The 17,384-nt window shown below is 63.9% G+C and carries 16 protein-coding genes; 9 read left to right on the forward strand and 7 right to left on the reverse strand.

Going from position 1 to position 17,384, the window contains the following annotated elements; genetic code table 11:
* The first annotated feature begins 113 nt into the window (after positions 1-113).
* Positions 114-509 (forward strand): hypothetical protein, encoded by a 396-nt coding sequence (locus ACXAEH_RS08085; RefSeq protein ID WP_475031947.1) that lies wholly within the window; start codon positions 114-116, stop codon positions 507-509.
* 32 nt (positions 510-541) lie between these two features.
* On the opposite strand, the gene ACXAEH_RS08090 is transcribed toward ACXAEH_RS08085, so the two are convergent.
* A complete protein-coding gene (locus ACXAEH_RS08090) occupies positions 542-2,068 on the reverse strand; it encodes an AMP-binding protein (protein ID WP_475031948.1) in 1,527 nt (508 codons plus the stop codon).
* 149 nt (positions 2,069-2,217) lie between these two features.
* Here ACXAEH_RS08090 and ACXAEH_RS08095 point away from each other — a divergent pair, with 149 nt between their 5' ends.
* Positions 2,218-2,820, forward strand: coding sequence for an OmpW/AlkL family protein (locus tag ACXAEH_RS08095; protein ID WP_475031949.1), 603 nt, complete (start codon positions 2,218-2,220; stop codon positions 2,818-2,820).
* Between the two features lie 96 nt (positions 2,821-2,916).
* Here the strand turns inward: ACXAEH_RS08095 and ACXAEH_RS08100 are convergent, their stop codons facing one another.
* From ACXAEH_RS08100 to ACXAEH_RS08110, 3 genes are all read right to left on the reverse strand, one after another.
* The gene (locus ACXAEH_RS08100; protein WP_475031950.1) at positions 2,917-4,077 is read right to left on the reverse strand and encodes an isovaleryl-CoA dehydrogenase; all 1,161 of its coding nucleotides are present in this window, start codon (positions 4,075-4,077) and stop codon (positions 2,917-2,919) included.
* Between the two features lie 225 nt (positions 4,078-4,302).
* Positions 4,303-5,496: a DegT/DnrJ/EryC1/StrS family aminotransferase gene (locus ACXAEH_RS08105; RefSeq protein WP_475031951.1), complete on the reverse strand. Its 1,194-nt coding sequence runs from the start codon at positions 5,494-5,496 to the stop codon at positions 4,303-4,305.
* Positions 5,497-5,575: 79 nt separating this feature from the next.
* Positions 5,576-6,238, reverse strand: a complete 663-nt coding sequence (locus ACXAEH_RS08110; protein ID WP_475031952.1) for an HAD-IA family hydrolase — start codon at positions 6,236-6,238, stop codon at positions 5,576-5,578.
* Between the two features lie 132 nt (positions 6,239-6,370).
* Between ACXAEH_RS08110 and glmU the strand changes: the two genes are divergently transcribed.
* From glmU to ACXAEH_RS08130, 4 genes are read left to right on the forward strand one after another with little or no spacing between them, the layout of a single operon-like run.
* Entirely contained in the window at positions 6,371-7,726 is a 1,356-nt protein-coding gene (gene glmU, locus ACXAEH_RS08115; protein WP_475031953.1) for a bifunctional UDP-N-acetylglucosamine diphosphorylase/glucosamine-1-phosphate N-acetyltransferase GlmU, read from the forward strand.
* Positions 7,726-9,546 carry a glutamine--fructose-6-phosphate transaminase (isomerizing) gene (gene glmS, locus ACXAEH_RS08120; protein WP_475031954.1) on the forward strand — a complete coding sequence of 607 codons (1,821 nt, stop codon included), beginning with the start codon at positions 7,726-7,728 and terminating at the stop codon, positions 9,544-9,546. The genes glmU and glmS overlap by 1 nt, the downstream gene beginning before the upstream one ends.
* 3 nt (positions 9,547-9,549) lie before the next feature.
* Positions 9,550-10,092, forward strand: a complete 543-nt coding sequence (locus ACXAEH_RS08125) for a pyridoxamine 5'-phosphate oxidase family protein (protein WP_475031955.1) — start codon at positions 9,550-9,552, stop codon at positions 10,090-10,092.
* A gap of 5 nt (positions 10,093-10,097) precedes the next feature.
* Positions 10,098-10,793: a DNA alkylation repair protein gene (locus tag ACXAEH_RS08130; RefSeq protein ID WP_475031956.1), complete on the forward strand. Its 696-nt coding sequence runs from the start codon at positions 10,098-10,100 to the stop codon at positions 10,791-10,793.
* A gap of 84 nt (positions 10,794-10,877) precedes the next feature.
* On the opposite strand, the gene ACXAEH_RS08135 is transcribed toward ACXAEH_RS08130, so the two are convergent.
* Positions 10,878-11,327 (reverse strand): hypothetical protein, encoded by a 450-nt coding sequence (locus ACXAEH_RS08135; RefSeq protein ID WP_475031957.1) that lies wholly within the window; start codon positions 11,325-11,327, stop codon positions 10,878-10,880.
* A gap of 91 nt (positions 11,328-11,418) precedes the next feature.
* On the opposite strand from ACXAEH_RS08135, the gene moaA reads away from it, so the two are divergent.
* From moaA to ACXAEH_RS08150, 3 genes are read left to right on the forward strand one after another with little or no spacing between them, the layout of a single operon-like run.
* Positions 11,419-12,429 (forward strand): GTP 3',8-cyclase MoaA, encoded by a 1,011-nt coding sequence (gene moaA / locus ACXAEH_RS08140; protein WP_475031958.1) that lies wholly within the window; start codon positions 11,419-11,421, stop codon positions 12,427-12,429.
* 2 nt (positions 12,430-12,431) lie between these two features.
* The gene (locus tag ACXAEH_RS08145) at positions 12,432-13,736 is read left to right on the forward strand and encodes a 3-deoxy-D-manno-octulosonic acid transferase (RefSeq protein WP_475031959.1); all 1,305 of its coding nucleotides are present in this window, start codon (positions 12,432-12,434) and stop codon (positions 13,734-13,736) included.
* Positions 13,736-14,794, forward strand: a complete 1,059-nt coding sequence (locus ACXAEH_RS08150) for a glycosyltransferase family 4 protein (RefSeq protein ID WP_475031960.1) — start codon at positions 13,736-13,738, stop codon at positions 14,792-14,794. Before ACXAEH_RS08145 ends, ACXAEH_RS08150 begins: the two co-directional genes overlap by 1 nt.
* Before the next feature lie 111 nt (positions 14,795-14,905).
* On the opposite strand, the gene ACXAEH_RS08155 is transcribed toward ACXAEH_RS08150, so the two are convergent.
* On the reverse strand, positions 14,906-16,069 hold the full coding sequence (locus ACXAEH_RS08155; protein ID WP_475031961.1) for a M20 aminoacylase family protein: 1,164 nt from the start codon (positions 16,067-16,069) through the stop codon (positions 14,906-14,908).
* Positions 16,070-16,104: 35 nt separating this feature from the next.
* Positions 16,105-17,271 carry a M20 aminoacylase family protein gene (locus ACXAEH_RS08160; protein WP_475031962.1) on the reverse strand — a complete coding sequence of 389 codons (1,167 nt, stop codon included), beginning with the start codon at positions 17,269-17,271 and terminating at the stop codon, positions 16,105-16,107.
* Positions 17,272-17,384 lie beyond the last annotated feature (113 nt).

Genomic DNA, 17,384 nt, shown 5'->3' on the forward strand with positions numbered 1-17,384 from the left:
CTTTGCCGTTCCAAAAGGCTGACACGCCCGCCAGGCCGCTGGCCTGAAGGCGCATGTCTTCCCTTTTTCATTTTGACGCAAAGAAAGGCCCGCTCGCTGCGCGGTGATTTTCCATGTACATCCGATTTGCGACCCGCACGCGGGACGGCGGAGCCCGTGTGAACCGGGGTGTTTTTCAGGCTGCTCTGGACTTCTGGTACGACACTCCGGACGAGATCAAGACCTGGCACCATAACGAGGTGCGCCGGGAACTTGACTGGTTCAACGCCAATCTTGAGGCTCTGGACAGCTTTTACTACCGCCCTGGCCGCGTTGGGGAACGCAGCGGCGTTTGCTGGTTCCGATCCAGCGCAGAAATGCACGTCAGCCGAACGCGCTACCTGGCTTGGCTCCTGCAGGAAAACGGCATTGACGTCGCTGTCCTCCGCTCGGCAGCGCCCGGCAGACTTCTTTATTCTGATTCCTATCAGGTTGTGGCCTTGGCTGACATGCGGAACGTCAGGGCTTGAACTTGACCAGACCCGGCAAATGGGGGCTGTCATCACGCCCCCTCCCCCGCAGCCAGCGCCTTCAGCGCCTTGCGGATCACTTTGCCGGTCACCGTCATCGGTAGTTCCTCCAAAAACGCCACCTCACGCGGGTAGGAATAATGGGCGAGGCGATCTTTGACGTAGTCCTGCAGTTCCTTTTCCGATGCCTCTGAACCGGCTTTCAGCACCACATAGGCTTTGACGATTTCTGTGCGCAGCGGATCGGGTTTGCCAACAACACCCACCGTCGCCACCGCCGGATAAGTCAGCAGGCAATCCTCGATCTCCGCCGGTCCGATGCGGTAGCCGCCCGAGGTGATCACATCATCCTCACGGCCCACAAACCGCAGGTAATCGCCCTCCCAGATGCCGCGGTCGCCAGTGACCAGCCAATCGCCGCGGAATTTGGCAGCGGTCTCTTCGGACCGGTTCCAGTACTCCAGCAGCATCGAAGCAGAGCCGCGGCGGATGGCGACATCGCCTTCGCCCTCCGTCTTGTTACCTGCCTCATCGATCACCGCCAGTTCATGCCCCGGCACCGCTTTGCCGATACAGCCCGGACGCGGCTCGAAATCGGCAGCACAGGACGAGGCCACCATATTGCACTCGGTCTGGCCGTAGAATTCGTTGATGGTCACCCCCAGCTGCCGCCGGCCCCAGGCGAGCATCTCGGCGCCCAGGGGCTCTCCGCCGCTGGCAACAGAGCGCAGACCGCGGAGCCCCTGCCCCGCTGCCTTCAGCATCCTGAGCGCGGTCGGCGGGAAAAACACATTGCGCACACCAGCCTGTTCGATCAGGTCAGCGCAGGCTTCGGGCGTGAACTTGTCCAATCGTGCCGCAACCACCGGCACGCCCAGCGCCAGGCCCGGCATCAGCACATCGAACAGCCCGCCGATCCAGGCCCAGTCAGCCGGGGTCCAGAGGCAGTCGCCCTCCTGCCCCAGGTGATCGTGGCTGATGGAAACCCCCGGCAGGTGGCCGGTCAGCACCCTGTGGCCGTGCAAGGCGCCCTTGGGGCTGCCAGTGGTGCCGGAGGTGTAGATCAGCACCGCTGGGGTGTCCGGTACGGTGTCGGCGAACGGCACCGGGCCGCCTTCGGTTCCGGCACTGTCTGCCATCACGGCCTCGGCAAGATCGCCCAGCAGTTCTGCGCCCTCCGCGTCCGTAAAGACAAAGCGCACGCCTGCGTCGCCGGCACGGGAGGCCAACGCATCGCGTTTGAACAGCGTGAACAGGGGCACCGAGATGCCGCCTGCCTTCCAGATCGCCAGATGCGCCGCGGCGCACCAGGGAGACTGGCTGAGCAGCACTCCGACACGGTCGCCCGGCTGGATGCGCTGCAGCAGGTAGCGGGCAAGCCCGTCCGCCATCTCTGCCAGCGCGCCATAGGTGATGTCCCGCCGCTCCGGGCCTGTCATATCGATCAGGGCCACGGCCTCCGGCGGCTGCGCCAGGCATTGGGATGCCATGTTCAGTTGCTTCGGCAAATCCCAGCTTCCATCAGCACGCAGCCCCGGAATGTTACGTGAGTCATGCATGTTTAGACATTCCCGCAACGCATACCAGGCATGCGTTTTTTCATTGCATTTTCAACGGGTAGACAGGCGCACTCTTGATCCAGATCAGGGTTTCCGGGCGCTTCCGCGGGCACCACTGCCGGGCAAACATAAAAAAAGGGACGCACCCCATGAAACGCATGGTTTCCGCTCTGGCACTGACTTCGGCCCTCGCCGCCCTGGCCGCCCCCGCGCTGGCGCAGCAGCAGGGCGACTGGACCGTCGGCGCCGGTATCGCCAATGTGAACCCCAAGTCCGGCAACGGCACTCTGGCCGGCATGGCCGCCGACATCGGCGACGGCACCGCGCTGTCGCTGACCGTCGAGTACTTCTTCCGCGACAACTGGGGTATCGAGCTGCTGGCCGCCTCGCCGTTCTCTCATGACATCAACCTGAACGGCGCCTTTGCCGCCAAGGCCAAACAGCTGCCGCCGACCATCTCGGTCAACTACCACTTCCCGACCGCAGGCAAGATCAAGCCGTTCCTTGGCCTCGGCCTGAACTACACCACTTTCTTCGAGGAAGAGACCGCGCTTGGCACGCTTGAGCTGGACGACAGCTTCGGTATTGCCGTCAACGCAGGCGCCGACTACCAGATTTCCGACCAGGGTGCGCTGCGCTTCAACGTCCGCTGGATGGACATCGACAGCGACGCCACCCTGAACGGCGCAGGCATCGGCACCGCCGAGATCGATCCGGTTGTTCTGAACGTCGCCTACGTGCACCGTTTCTGATCCCTTCTGATCCGGTTCCGGTCCTGCAGTTTTCCTAGTCTCTGCCGGACCGGCTCTTGAACCCGCGCCTCTGCCGGGGTGCGGGTTTTCATTTGCCTACATGGTGCCCATCAGCTCGCGGCCGATCAGCATGCGGCGGATCTCGCTGGTGCCGGCACCGATCTCCATCAGCTTGGCGTCGCGGAAGATGCGCCCCACAGGGTTGTCAGAGAGATAGCCCGCACCGCCAAAGGCCTGAACCGCCTGATGGGCCTGGGTCATCGCCACTTCGGACGCATAAAGACAGCAGGCCGCGGCGTCCTGGCGGGTCACCGTACCCTTGTCGCAGGATTTCGCCACCTCGTAGACATAGGCCCGGGCCGAGTTCATTGCAGTGTACATGTCAGCAATCTTGGCCTGCATCAGCTGGAAGTTCCCGATCGGCTGGCCGAACTGCCTGCGCTCCGCCATGTAGGGCATCATTTCATCCATGCAGGAGGCCATGATGCCGGTGCCGATCCCGGCCAGTACCACACGCTCGTAATCGAGGCCGGACATCAGCACGCGCACGCCCTTGCCCTCTTCACCCAGCACGTTCTCAAACGGCACTTCGACATCCTCAAAGATCAGTTCGGCCGTGTTGGAGCCGCGCATGCCCAGCTTGTCGAAGTGCCTGGAAGTGGTGAACCCCGTCATCTCCTTTTCGATCAGGAAGGCAGTGATGCCTTTGGAACCTGCTTCCGGATCGGTCTTGGCATAGACCACCAGAGTATCGGCGTCAGGCCCGTTGGTGATCCAGTACTTGTTGCCGTTCAGCCGGAAGTGATCATTGCGCTTTTCGGCACGCAAGCTCATCGAGACCACGTCCGACCCTGCGCCCGCCTCGGACATCGCCAGCGCACCGACGTGTTCGCCGGAGATCAGCCGCGGCAGGTATTTCGCCTTTTGCTCCGCGTTGCCGTTCAGCTTGATCTGATTGACGCAGAGATTGGAATGCGCCCCATAGGACAGCGAGACCGAGGCGCTGGCACGGGCGATTTCCTCAATCGCGACCGTATGCGCCAGGTAGGACATGCCCGCGCCGCCGAATTCTTCCGGCACGGTGATGCCCAGAAGGCCCAGCTCTCCCATCTCCGGCCACAGCTCGGCCGGAAATTCGTTGTTCTGGTCGATCTCCTGCGCCATCGGCTTGACGCGCTCCTGCGCCCAGCGGTGCACCGCGTCGCGCAGGGCGTTGACGTCTTCGCCTAGGTCAAAAGTCATGCTTGCATTGAACATCCCGCAAATCCTCCCGGGAACAGCGATTATATGAACACTTGTTCAATTCAATAGAGGAGCCCGCGATTCGGGTCAATGGCGGTCCGGCAGCCACGGACGCAGCGTCGAATTTTCCGAACGTCCAGAACAAAGAAAACCCGTTTTCCGGTGCGGAAAACGGGACGGAAATCATAGGATCTCCGGGCCGGAATTCTTGCAGAATTCCGGCTGGCTGAAAGGCGGGATCTATGCCCCCTGAAAAACGGCGGAAACCTCAGCCCGGATGATGCGGGCGATCTGGGCACAGTCTTCCAGGCTGAAGGTCAGCGGCACCCGCATGTCGATGATACCGGCCAGCACCCGGTCGCTTTTAGGCAGGCGCGGCGTCTCCGCATAACGCCAGCTGTCATAGCGGGAGGTGAAGGCGACCGGCTCTGGCGTGCCGAACCATTTGAGCTCCACCCCGCGCGCGCCACAGCGGCGCACGGCCTCCTGGACCGCCTCCTCACTCCAATCCAGCAGAAGAAACTGGATGGAAGACCCCACGTAGACCTCCTGCACGGGGCGCTCCACCACCGTCAGGCCGGGCGTGCCGCGCAGGCCATCTTCAACAGTGCGGTAACGCTCGTTCCAGCGCGCCACCTGGGTATCCAGATCGCGCAGCTGCGGCCGCAGGATGGCGGCACGCAGGTTGTCCATGCGGCCCGAGATATTGGGGGTTTCATATTTCACCCGCTCAAACACTTCCGGGCCCGGCCCCGCCAAGTGGCGGCCATACAGCATGTAAGAGCCGGACATCATGATGGCGCGGGCGGCGATCTCCTCATCATCGGTGATGAGCAGCCCGCCCTCGCCCGAATTAACGTGCTTGTAGGTCTGGCAGGAGTAGCAGCCCACCGCGCCATGCTTGCCCGAGAGCACTTCGTTCCAGGACGCCCCCATGGTATGGGCGCAATCCTCGATCACGGTGATACCGGCGCCGTCGCAGATCTCCATCAGCCGGTCCATGTCGCACAGATGCCCGCGCATGTGGGACAGCATCAGCACCTTGGCCTGATCCGCCTTTGCAGCCAGATCATCCAGATCGATAGTCAGGTCTTCGGTCACCCCGACAAACACCGGCTCCGCCCCGACCGAGGCAATGGATCCCGGAACCGGTGCCAGCGTGAAGGCATTGGTCAGCACCCTGCCGCCAGGCTTTACTCCGACCGCGCGCAGCGAGGTTGCCAGCGCATAGCCGCCCGACGCCACTGCCAGGCAGTACTTCGCGCCCATTTGCGCCGCGAACTCCTGTTCCAGCAGCGCGGTTTCACCGTCTTCGCCCTCCGCCACGTTATAGCGGTGCAGCCGACCGTGGCGGAGCACCGCCAGCGCGGCCTCGATGGCGTCTTCGGGGATGGGTTCCTGCTGGGTGAATGACCCGGAAAATGTCTCGCTCATGCTGCGTTTGTGATCCGCCGCCCGGCAAGGGTCAAGAGGCAAGCGGCAGGGCCTGAAATCTCGAAGCTTAGTTGCGGAATCACGCAATCAGGCGATCGGCGAGCGCCAGCAGATCCTCGAAACGGTCAAGCAGCGCTTCGGGCTTCAGGGCTTCCATATCCGCACCGGAAGGCCCGAAGGTCACCAGCACCGACGGCACGCCGGCCGCGGCCGAAGTATTACGGTCGGTGTCGCTGTCGCCAACCAGCAGGGTGCGGGCCGGATCGCCGCCCGCGCGGCGGGCGGCCTCGAACAGCGGCTCAGGATCAGGTTTGCGCACCGGCAGCGTGTCCGCCCCAACCAGCGAAGCAAAGGCATCCCGCACACCAAGGCTGCGCATCAGCTGTTCCGCCAGACCTTCCGGCTTGTTGGTGCAGATGCCGACCCCGAAACCCGCAGATTTCAAGGCCTCGACGGCCTCCATCGCGCCGGGATACATCACGGTATGGTGATCAATGGCGTCGCGGTAAGCCTCCAGCAGCACCGGGTAGAACTCATCAACAGTTGCCTGATCGAACTGCCCGGCCCGCTTCAGACCCGCTGTCAGCATGTTGCGGCCGCCGCGCAGGGCGATGCCTGCATCTTCGGGATGGGTCAGCACATCGCCCAGCCCCATCTGGCGGAAACAGGCATTGGCCGCGGCCAGCAGATCGCCGGATGTATCAGCCAAAGTTCCGTCCAGATCGAAGATCACTGTTCGCATTTGCGCCCCTTCCCGGCGGTATTCCGCCACCGCATGTTGCAGCCCGCAACCTTGTTTGATGGCGCTGTCCCTTGCGCCCCGCCCCTCAGCGGATAAAACGGGAGCGCTAAAAAGACAAAGAGAAAAGCGATTATGAGCATTGCCCTTGTCATCCTGGCGGCCGGAAAAGGCACGCGGATGAACTCCGACCTTCCCAAAGTCCTGCACCCGATCGCACAGGCCCCCATGCTGGAGCATGCCATGGCCGCAGGCCGGGCGCTGGAGCCGGAACGCACGATCGTGGTGGCCGGGCACGGAGCTGAGGCGGTGCAAAAAGCCGTCGCCGCCATTGACGAGACGGCGGAAACCGTCTTGCAGGAGGAGCAGCTGGGCACCGCTCACGCCGTGGATCAGGCGCGGGCGGCGCTGGACGGGTTCGAGGGCGATGCCGTTGTTCTGTACGGCGACACCCCGTTTGTCAGCGCGGACACCCTGGAACGCATGGTCGAGGCCCGCCAACGCGCCGATCTGGTCATCCTGGGGTTCGAGGCCGCCGATCCAGGCCGGTATGGCCGCCTGGTGATGGACGGCGACAGTCTGGAGCGGATTGTCGAGTTCAAAGACGCCTCTGACGCCGAGCGCGCCATTTCCTTCTGCAATTCCGGGCTGATGGCCTGTGATGCTCAGACGATGTTCGATCTGATCACCAAGGTCAGCAATGAAAATGCCTCGGGCGAGTATTACCTGACCGATCTGGTGGAACTGGCCCGTAAAGAAGGCAAATCCGTCACTGCGGTCTCCTGCGACGAGGCCGAGACGCTGGGCATCAACTCCCGCGCTGAGCTGGCGCAGGCAGATGCGCTGTTCCAGACCCGCGCCCGGGCAGAACTGCTGGACCTGGGTGTCACCCTGATGGCGCCGGAAACCGTGTATCTCGCATTCGACACCATCATCGGCCGCGACACCGTGATCGAACCCAATGTGGTTTTTGGCCCCGGTGTCACGGTGGAAAGCGGCGCGCTGATCCGCGCGTTTTCGCATCTGGAGGGCTGCCATGTCAGCCGCGGCGCCACGGTCGGGCCCTATGCCCGCCTGCGCCCAGGTGCTGAGCTGGCCGAAAACACCCACATCGGCAACTTCGTCGAGATCAAGAACGCCGAGATCGCCGAGGGCGCCAAGGTCAACCACCTCAGTTACATCGGCGATGCTTCGGTGGGTGAGGAAACCAACATTGGCGCGGGCACAATTACCTGCAACTATGACGGGGTGATGAAACACCGCACCGAGATCGGCGCACGGGCCTTTATCGGCTCCAACACCATGCTGGTGGCACCGGTCCGGGTCGGCCACGAGGCAATGACGGCCACCGGTGCAGTCGTCACCAAAAATGTCGATGACGGCGACCTGGCCATTGCCCGCGCCGAGCAAAGCAACAAACCGGGCCGCGCGCGCAAGCTGATGGATATGCTGCGCGCCAAGAAGGCCCGCCTGCAGAAGGGAGCCAAGTGATGTGCGGAATTGTCGGCGTACTGGGTAATCACGAGGCCGCCCCGATCCTGGTCGAGGCGCTGAAGCGGCTGGAATACCGCGGCTATGACAGCGCAGGCATCGCCACCGTGAACAAGGGCGAGCTGCGCCGCCGCCGCGCGGTGGGCAAGCTGGTGAACCTCTCCGACCTTCTGGTGCATGAACCGCTGGCCGGCAAATCCGGCATCGGCCACACCCGCTGGGCCACCCATGGCGCGCCTTCGGTCAGCAATGCCCACCCGCACCGCGCGGGCGCGGTGGCAGTGGTGCACAACGGCATTATCGAGAACTACAAGGAACTGCGCGCCGAACTGCTGGACTGCGGTATGGAGTTCCGCACCGAGACCGACACCGAAACCGTCGCCCTGATGACCGAGCGCTACCTGCAGGAAGGGCTATCCCCGGTGGATGCCGCCTACAAGACACTGGATCAGCTGGAGGGCGCCTTTGCGCTGGCCTTCCTGTTTGACGGCCAGGAAGACTTGATCGTCGCCGCCCGCAAGGGCTCGCCTCTGGCCATCGGTCACGGCAACGGCGAGATGTTCGTGGGCTCCGATGCCATCGCGCTGGCTCCGCTCACCGACCGGATCACCTATCTGGAGGAAGGCGACCGCGCCGTCGTCTCCCGCCAAGGCGCCGAAATCCGCAACGCCGATGGCGCCCTGGTCAACCGCGAGACCAAAACCATCCAGATCGACGCCACCCAGGTCGACAAGGCCGGGCACAAGCATTTCATGGCCAAGGAAATCGCCGAGCAGCCGCATGTGATTGCCGAGGCGATCCGCCACTATCTGCCGGTTGAGGAAGACGCGGTGCACCTGCCCGGCGATGTGGACTTCGGGCAGGTTGAACGGCTGACCATGGTCGCCTGCGGCACCGCCTATTACGCCTGTCTGACTGCCAAATACTGGTTCGAACAGATCGCCCGCCTGCCGGTTGAGGTCGATATCGCCTCGGAGTTCCGCTACCGCGAGCCGCCGATCCCGGGCAAGACCCTGGCGCTGTTCGTGTCCCAATCGGGCGAGACCGCCGACACCCTTGCCGCCCTGCGCTACTGCCAGGAGAAGGCGGACAAGATCCTGTCGGTCGTGAACGTGCCGGAAAGCTCCATCGCGCGGGAAAGCGATCTGGCGCTGCCGATTTACGCCGGGCCGGAAATCGGCGTCGCGTCAACCAAGGCCTTCACCTGCCAGCTGACGGTGCTTTTGTCCCTGGCGCTGAAAGCCGCTTGCGACCGCGGCCACCTGAGCCCGGAGGACATGGCCGGCTACGCCACCGCGATCCGCGGGTTGCCCAATGTGCTGTCAGCCGCGCTGGAGCAGAACGAAGCGATCAGGGTTGCGGCCCAAAAGGTCAGCGAGGCCCGAGACGTGTTGTTCCTGGGCCGCGGCCTGATGTTTCCGCTGGCGCTGGAAGGCGCGCTGAAACTCAAGGAAATCAGCTACATCCACGCGGAGGCTTATGCGAGCGGCGAGCTGAAGCACGGTCCCATCGCACTGATCGACAAACATATGCCGGTGGTTGTGCTCAGCCCCAAGGACACGCTGTTCGACAAATCCGTCTCCAACATGCAGGAGGTTCTGGCGCGCAAGGGCAAGGTGCTGATGATCTCCGATCAGGATGGCATCGACGAGGCCGGCGAGGACGTCTGGTGCGCCATCCGCATGCCGCGGGTGAAGGAAGCGCTGACCCCGATCCTTTACGCAATCCCGGCGCAGCTTTTGGCTTATCACACGGCGGTGGCCAAGGGCACCGATGTGGACCAGCCAAGGAATTTGGCAAAATCCGTTACAGTGGAGTGATTGATGGCAAAGCAGTTCCCGCAGATCGAAGAGGCGCACCGGAATTTCATTGAAGAGCAGCATATGTTCTTCACCGGCTCCGCGGGCCCTGAAGGCCGGGTGAACATCTCGCCCAAGGGGATGGACTCGCTGCGGGTGCTGGGGCCGGACCGGATTGCCTGGATGAACCTGACCGGCAGCGGCAACGAGACTGCGGGTCACCTGCTGGAGGTGAACCGCATCACCCTGATGTGGTGCTCCTTCACCACCCGCCCGATGATCCTGCGCACCTATGGCACCGCCAAGGTGCTGCATGCGGGCGATGACGGCTGGGACGAGCTGGCCGCCCTGTTCCCTGCCCACCGCAGCGCCCGGCAGATCTTTGACGTTTCGGTCGATCTGGTGCAGACCTCCTGCGGCTATGCGGTGCCCTTCATGGAGTTTCAGTCCGACCGCGACACCATGCAGAAATGGGTCGACAACAAGTCGGACGCAGACATCCGCGCCTATTGGGAAGAGAAGAACCAGACCACCATTGACGGCAAACCCACCGGGGTGCCGGTGTGACCTCCGTGGCAGGAACGCCTCTGCTGGACAGCCATCTTGAGCAGCTTAAAGCCCGGGTCGAACCCGGCCGGGCAGACCAGATGGCAGCCTATCACAAGCAAAGCCGCGAAGTGCTGGGTGTGCCCAACCCGGCCACCAACGATCTCACCAAAACCTGGCGCCAGTCTTTGAGCCTTGCCGAGCGCGTGGAACTGGCCCGCGCCCTGTGGGAAACGGATATCTTCGAGGCCCGCATCGCTGCCGCCAAACTGCTGACCCAGGCCCGGATCAAGGAAGACGCTGAGGTCTGGATGCTGCTGCAATCCTGGGTGCCGCAATTTGACAGCTGGGCGATAGCTGACCACGCTTGCTCTGCCGTCTCGAAACGGCTGCTGGCAGCCCCCGAAAGGCTGGACACGGTGGAGGCCTGGACGCAATCGGGCCACATGTGGTCCCGCCGCGCCGCCCTGGTCGCCACCCTGCCCTGGGCCAAGATGAACAATCTGAAACCGGCAGACCGGAACGTCCGCGAACGCATCCTCGGCTGGGCGGCGTCTTATGTACCGGACCGGGACTGGTTCATCCAGAAGGCTATCGCCTGGTGGCTGCGCGACCTCAGCAAGCACGACGCGGACCGCACCCGTGCGTTTCTGGCGGAACATGGGCCGGACATGAAGAGTTTTGCCCGCAAGGAAGCGGCCAAATACCTGCAAGACGCCTAAGGCCGCCACAAGCCCGCCCGGCGAAGCCGGGCAGCGCCCGTCCCGCCCAAGCAGGCGGGCGCTGCACTCCCCGTCAGGAAGACATCAGCCCGCGGGCAGCACCTGCACCTCGGCCAACTCCGTCAGCGGCAGGCCCAGTGCCCGCATCGCACCAATCGACAGGCGGCTGCCGCCGGTCTCGGCTCCGGGAATCGGTTTCAGCGTCAGCACCACTTGCGTGTTGCGGCTGGTGCGGATCAGCGCCTGCTGCTCGGCCGCAACCAGGGGTGTCTCCATCCACAGGCCCGGCAGCGACGGATCGCCCAATGAGGCCACCGTAGTGGCAGAGCCGCGGAAGGACGGCGCAGAGGGAGACGAAGGCGCCAGCGGCTCCGCCTCAACCGTGTCCACGCCGGGAACCGGTTCCAGCACCGGCTCCTGCGGCGCCGCAGCGCCGCTCCCGCCTTGGCCGCCAAGAATTGCAGAGTTGAGCTGAATGCCGTTGCAGGCCGCCAGCAGGGAAATCGAAGCAAGGGAAAGGACTGTCATACGCATGCCGCGACCCTAGCCGCGAGGCGTGCGCTTTGCCAGACGTAAAAGCCCCGCCCCCCTTGCCGTGGGCCGCGGCCGGCTTTACCTAGGAGGCATGACGGCTCCGCTTATCGATCCCTTCGCCCGCGCAATCACCTATTTGCGCCTCTCGGTCACCGACCGCTGCGACTTCCGCTGCGTCTATTGCATGTCGGAGAACATGACTTTTCTGCCCAAGAAGGACCTCTTGACGCTGGAGGAACTGGACCGGCTCTGCTCCACCTTCATCCGCCTCGGCGTGGAGAAGCTGCGCATCACCGGCGGCGAACCGCTGGTGCGCCGCGGCATCATCAGCTTTTTCCAGGCGATGAGCCGCCATCTGGACAGCGGCGCCCTCAAGGAACTGACGCTGACCACCAACGGCTCGCAGCTGGTGAAATACGCCGATGACCTCTACGCCGCCGGGGTGCGCCGGGTGAATATCTCGCTTGATACGCTGGACGAGCAGAAGTTCGCAGACGTCACCCGCTGGGGCCGCCTGCCGCAGGTGCTGAAAGGCATCGATGCGGCACAGAAAGCAGGCCTGCGTGTCAAGATCAACGCCGTGGCGCTGAAAGGGTTCAACGAGGAAGAACTGCCGCAGATCACCGCCTGGTGTGCTGAACGCGGCCTCGACCTCACCTGGATCGAAGTGATGCCGATGGGCGATGACTTCGATGCCATGCAGCGCATCGGCCAGTACTGGTCGCTGGAGGAGGTGCGGGCAGAGTACGAAAACCACTATACCGTCACCGACCTGGCCGAGCGCACAGGCGGCCCGGCGCGTTACGTGCGGCTGGAGGAAACCGGCCAGAAGATCGGCTTCATCACACCGCTCTCCCATAACTTCTGCGAAAGCTGCAACCGGGTGCGGGTCACCTGCACCGGCGAGATCTACACCTGTCTCGGCCAGGAGGGCAAAGCCGACCTGCGCGCGCCGCTGCGCGCCAACGAGGAAGGCGCCGGCGTGCTGGAGGCTGCCATCCGCGCCGCCATCGGCGACAAGCCGCGCGGCCATGACTTCGACTATTCCCGGCAGGAAGTCGGCGGCCAGATGAGCCGCCATATGAGCCACACCGGCGGCTGATCATGGCCAGCACTCCTGCGCGCCCGACGCTGCTCTATTCCCTCTATTGCGGGGCCAGCGCCCTGATTGCGCCCTTTGCCTGGCGCAAGGTCGCGGCCAAGCTGCGCGATTACGGCCTGCCTGAGGAGCGCGTGCGCGAACGCCTGGGACATGCCTCCCTGCCCCGCCCCGCCGGGCAGCTGATCTGGTTTCATGCGGCCTCCGTGGGCGAGAGCTTGTCGGTGCTGACCTTGATTGCCCGCATGGGCGAACAGGCGCCAGAGGCGGAATTCCTGATTACCTCCGGCACCCCGACCTCGGCAGAACTGATCGCCAAGCGGATGCCGCCGCGCTGCCGCCACCAGTTCCCGCCGCTGGACACCGCAGCCGCCGTGGCGCGGTTCCTGGCCCATTGGCGCCCGGACCTAGGGGTGTTTGTGGAAAGCGAGCTGTGGCCGCAAATGCTGGTGCGCGCCCGCAAGGCAGGCTGCCCGCTGGTGCTGCTGAACGCCCGGCTGTCGGACCGTTCGGTCGCGGGCTGGAGGAAACGCCCGGATACCGCACGCTATATACTGGACCAGTTTGATTTACTGGTGACCCAGAACCAGAAAACCGCTGCAAACCTGCAGGGCATGGGCGCCAACCCGGACCGCATCCGCCCGGGCAGCAACCTCAAGGCGGCCTCCGCTCCACTTCCTGTTGATCAGGACGCCCTTGAAAAGGTGCGCGCCAGCATCGGCGACCGCGCCGTCTGGGTCGCCTCTTCCACCCACGAAGGTGAGGAGGAAACCGTGCTGGAGGCCCACAAGGCGCTGCTGAAACAGCACCCAGACCTCTGCCTGCTGCTCGCTCCGCGGCACCCGGAACGCGGCGATGCGGTCGAAACCCTGATCAAGAAGGCTGGCCTCAGCTGCGCCCGCCGCAGCAAAGGCGTGATGCCGGGCACAACCTCGCAGGTTTACCTGGCCGACACCCTGGGCGAGGTTGGCACCTGGTACGCGCTCAGCCCGCTGGTGTTTCTTGGCGGTTCCTTACGCGAAATCGGCGGCCACAACCCGTTTGAGCCGATGCAGGCAGGTGCCGCCGTTATCAGCGGCACCGGGCATTACAATTTCGCCGAGACCTACGCCGAGCTGACCGCCCTTGGCGCCGCGGCAGAGGTCCGCTCGGCCAGTGAACTGGCGGATCAGGTTTCACAGTGGCTGAACCAGCCCAAGGGGTTTGAAGCCGCCCGCACAGCCGCCGCGCAGTTCATGTCCCGGCAGTCGGATCAGATGGACAAGACGGTGGGCGCCCTGCTGGCGCTTCTGTCCGATAGGAGACCGTGATGGCACAGGTTGACGCCAATGAGATCGAAGTCATCGCGCCGAACTTCAAACGCCGCCTGTCCGGCGTCACTTCCACAATCGTGCGCCTTGTGCCCTTGCAGCGTCAGCAGATCGCCATCGCCACCGCAGGCAGCGGCCTGCCCGGGGATATGCCGCATCTGTCGGCCGCCCAATTGATTTCCATGAACCGCAACGGCCCTGCCGGCGCCCGCGTCTGGCACGCCCGGCGCAACGTGGAAATGCTCGGCGGGCTGGCGCTGAAATACCTGCTGGGCAAGCGGTTGAAACTGCTGTTCACCTCCGCCTCGCAGCGCCATCACTCTGGCTATACCAAATGGCTGATCTCGCAAATGGACCGGGTGATTGCCACGTCCGCCAAAGGTGCCGCCTATCTGGAGAAGCCGGTGCAGGTGGTGCATCACGGGATCAACACCGAAGAATTCACACCGCCCGCCGACAAACCGGCGCTGCGCCGGGAACTGGGCTTGCCCGAAGACGCCATCCTGATCGGCTGCTATGGCCGGATCCGGGCTCAGAAAGGCACTGACGTCTTTGTCGGCGCCATGCTGGAAGTGCTGAAAGCGCACCCCAAGGCAGTAGGCTTGGTCATGGGCCGCGCCACCGACAAACACGTGGCATTTGAAAGAGAGCTGCGTGGCAAGGTTGAGGCTGCAAGCCTGTCAGACCGGCTGCTGTTTCCGCCCGAGGTTCCGGTCTGGGAAGTGTCCCGCTGGTATCAGGCTTTAGACCTCTACGTGGCGCCGCAGCGCTGGGAAGGCTTCGGCCTCACCCCGCTCGAAGCCATGTCCTGCGGCGTGCCCGCTGTCGCCACCCGCGTCGGCGCTTTCGAGGAACTGATCGCACCGAATGAAACCGGCCTGCTGATCGATCCGGGCGAAACCAGGCAGATGGTGGACGCGATCAACGAAGTCCTGTCCGCGGAAGGCCGGCTGGCGGATTGGTCAAAGGCCGCCCGCAAACACGCCATGACAAATTTCGCGCTGGAAAAAGAGGCCGAGACCCTGGTCACTATCTACCGCGAGCTTCTGGAGCACTAACCCCGCGCCAACGTGAAACCCGGCCCCGCTTCTTTCTGGTCTGAAATACTCTCGGGGGTGAATTGAGCCAAAGGCTCAAGAGGGGGCAGACAGCCCCCTCCCCCGGTCGCTTCAAGCCGCAGGCATCCGCTGTTCGACGATCTCCGCCCACCAGCTGCAGCCCGCCGGAATGGCATCGTCGTTGAAGTTGTACTCCGGGTGATGCACCATCGCGGTGTCGCCATTGCCCATCAGGATATAGGCGCCGGGACGTTCTTCCAGCATGAATGCAAAGTCCTCGCCGCCCATCACCAGCGGCGCATCCTCGCAGGAGCCGGAGACGCTCTCCGCAACCTTGGCTGCAAATTCGGTCTGCTCCTCGTGGTTCACCATCACCGGGTAGCCGCGGTGGTAGGTGATACCGGCAGTGCCGCCGAAGGTCGCGGCGATGCCGGTGCACACCTCGTTGATCCGTTTCTCCGCCAGATCGCGCATCTCTTTGGACATGGTGCGCACGGTGCCTTTGATCTGCACCTTTTGCGGGATCACGTTGAACGCCTTGGACGACGTCTCAAACGAGGTCACGGAAACCACGATCTGATGCACCGGATCGGCATTGCGCGACGCGATGGTCTGCAGCGCCAGCACCGCTTGCGCCGCCAGAACGGTAGTATCCACGGTTTCATGCGGCTTGGCCGCATGGCCGCCGCGGCCCTCGAACGTGATGTCGAACTGATCAGTGGCGGCAAAGAAGGAGCCGGGGCGGATCGCAAAGGAGCCCAGCGGCTGGCCCGGCCAGTTGTGCAACCCGTAGACCTCCTGCACGCCCCAGCGGTCCATCAGACCATCGTCGCACATCACCTTGGCGCCGCCGCCGCCTTCTTCGGCGGGCTGGAAGATCACCACCACGGTGCCGTCGAAATTGCGGGTCTCGGACAGGTACTTGGCAGCCCCCAGCAGCATCGCGGTATGGCCGTCGTGGCCGCAGGCGTGCATCGCGCCGGGGGTCTTGGAGGCATAGTCCAGCCCGGTCTGCTCATGGATCGGCAGCGCGTCCATGTCGGCGCGCAGCCCGATCACCTTGCCGGAGCTGTCCGCCTTGCCCTTGATCACGCCGACCACACCGGTGCGGCCGATGCCGGTCACCACCTCGTCGCAGCCGAACGCCTGCAGCTTCTGAGCCACCAGCGCGCTGGTGCGGTGGGTTTCGAACAGGATTTCGGGGTTTTCGTGGATGTCACGGCGCCAGGTGGTGATTTCATCCTGCAGTTCGGCAAAGCGGTTCTTGACCGGCATTTCTCACTCCTTCGGGGGTTATCTCTCCCGCGCCCTCAGGCCGCGGGCATTCTTCGCTCCACCAGCTCGGCAAACCAGCTGCATCCCAAGGGGATCGCGTCATCGTCAAAGACATAGGCCGGGTGGTGGCACATTTCGGTGTCGCCGTTGCCAAGGAAGATATAGGCGCCCGGGCGCTCCTCCAGCATATAGGCGAAATCTTCGGAGGGCATGATCGGCGGGGTGTCCGCAGTCACTTTGGCGGCAACTGCTTCAGCCGCCTCAACCGCATGGGCGGCGCCGGTTTCGTCATTGATTGTAACGGGATAGCCAGGAACCCATTCCACCTCCGCCGTGGCACCAAAGGCCGCTGCGGTGCTTTCCACAACCCGGCGCACCCAGCCCTCGGCCTGGGTGCGGCACTCCGGTTCCAGCGTACGGACGGTGCCCTGCAGCTTGGCCGTGTGGGCGATTACGTTCGACGCGGTGCTGTCGGTTTCAAAGGTGCCGACGGTCAGCACCACCCGCTTGACCGGGTCCACGTTGCGCGAGACGATCGAGTGCAGCGACACCACGATCTGCGAGGCCACCAGCGTGGTGTCGATCGCGTCATGAGGCGCCGCCGCATGGCCGCCCTTGCCGGTCACGGTGATATTGAACTCATCTGACGACGCCATCAGCGCGCCGGGGCGGATAGCAAATTCGCCCACCGGCAGGCCCGGCATATTGTGCAGGCCATAGACCTCCTGAATGCCCCAGCGGTCCATCAGCCCGTCGTCGCACATGGCCTTGCCGCCGGCGCCGCCCTCCTCGGCCGGCTGAAAGATCAGCACCGCTTTGCCGTCGAAATTCCGTGTTTCTGCAAGGTACTTGGCGGCCCCCAGCAGCATCGAGGTATGGCCGTCATGGCCGCAGGCGTGCATTACGCCCGGGGTTTTGGAGGCATAGTCTACGCCCGAGGCCTCCGGGATCGGCAGCGCGTCCATGTCGGCGCGCAACCCGATGGCGCGGCCTGAGGTGTTGGTCTTGCCCTCGATCACCGCCACCACGCCGGTCTGGCCGACACCGGTGGTGATGTCGGTGATGCCGAATTCCTTCAGCCGATCCACCACAAAAGCGGCGGTCTCATGCACTTCGTACATCAGCTCGGGGTTCTCGTGCAGATGACGGCGCCATGTTGTTATTTCGCCGTGCATCTCGGCCAAACGGTTCTTGATCGGCATGGGTTCCTCCCCGGCGGGTTCCGTTGCGGCAGACTGTCCGCCAAAAAACTTATCTTCGCAAGTATCCGGGGCGCCGGCGACGCCGCGGAACGTGCTTGGGGGCCGGCACCGGG

The organism is Leisingera sp. ABM4_060 (assembly GCF_056158765.1).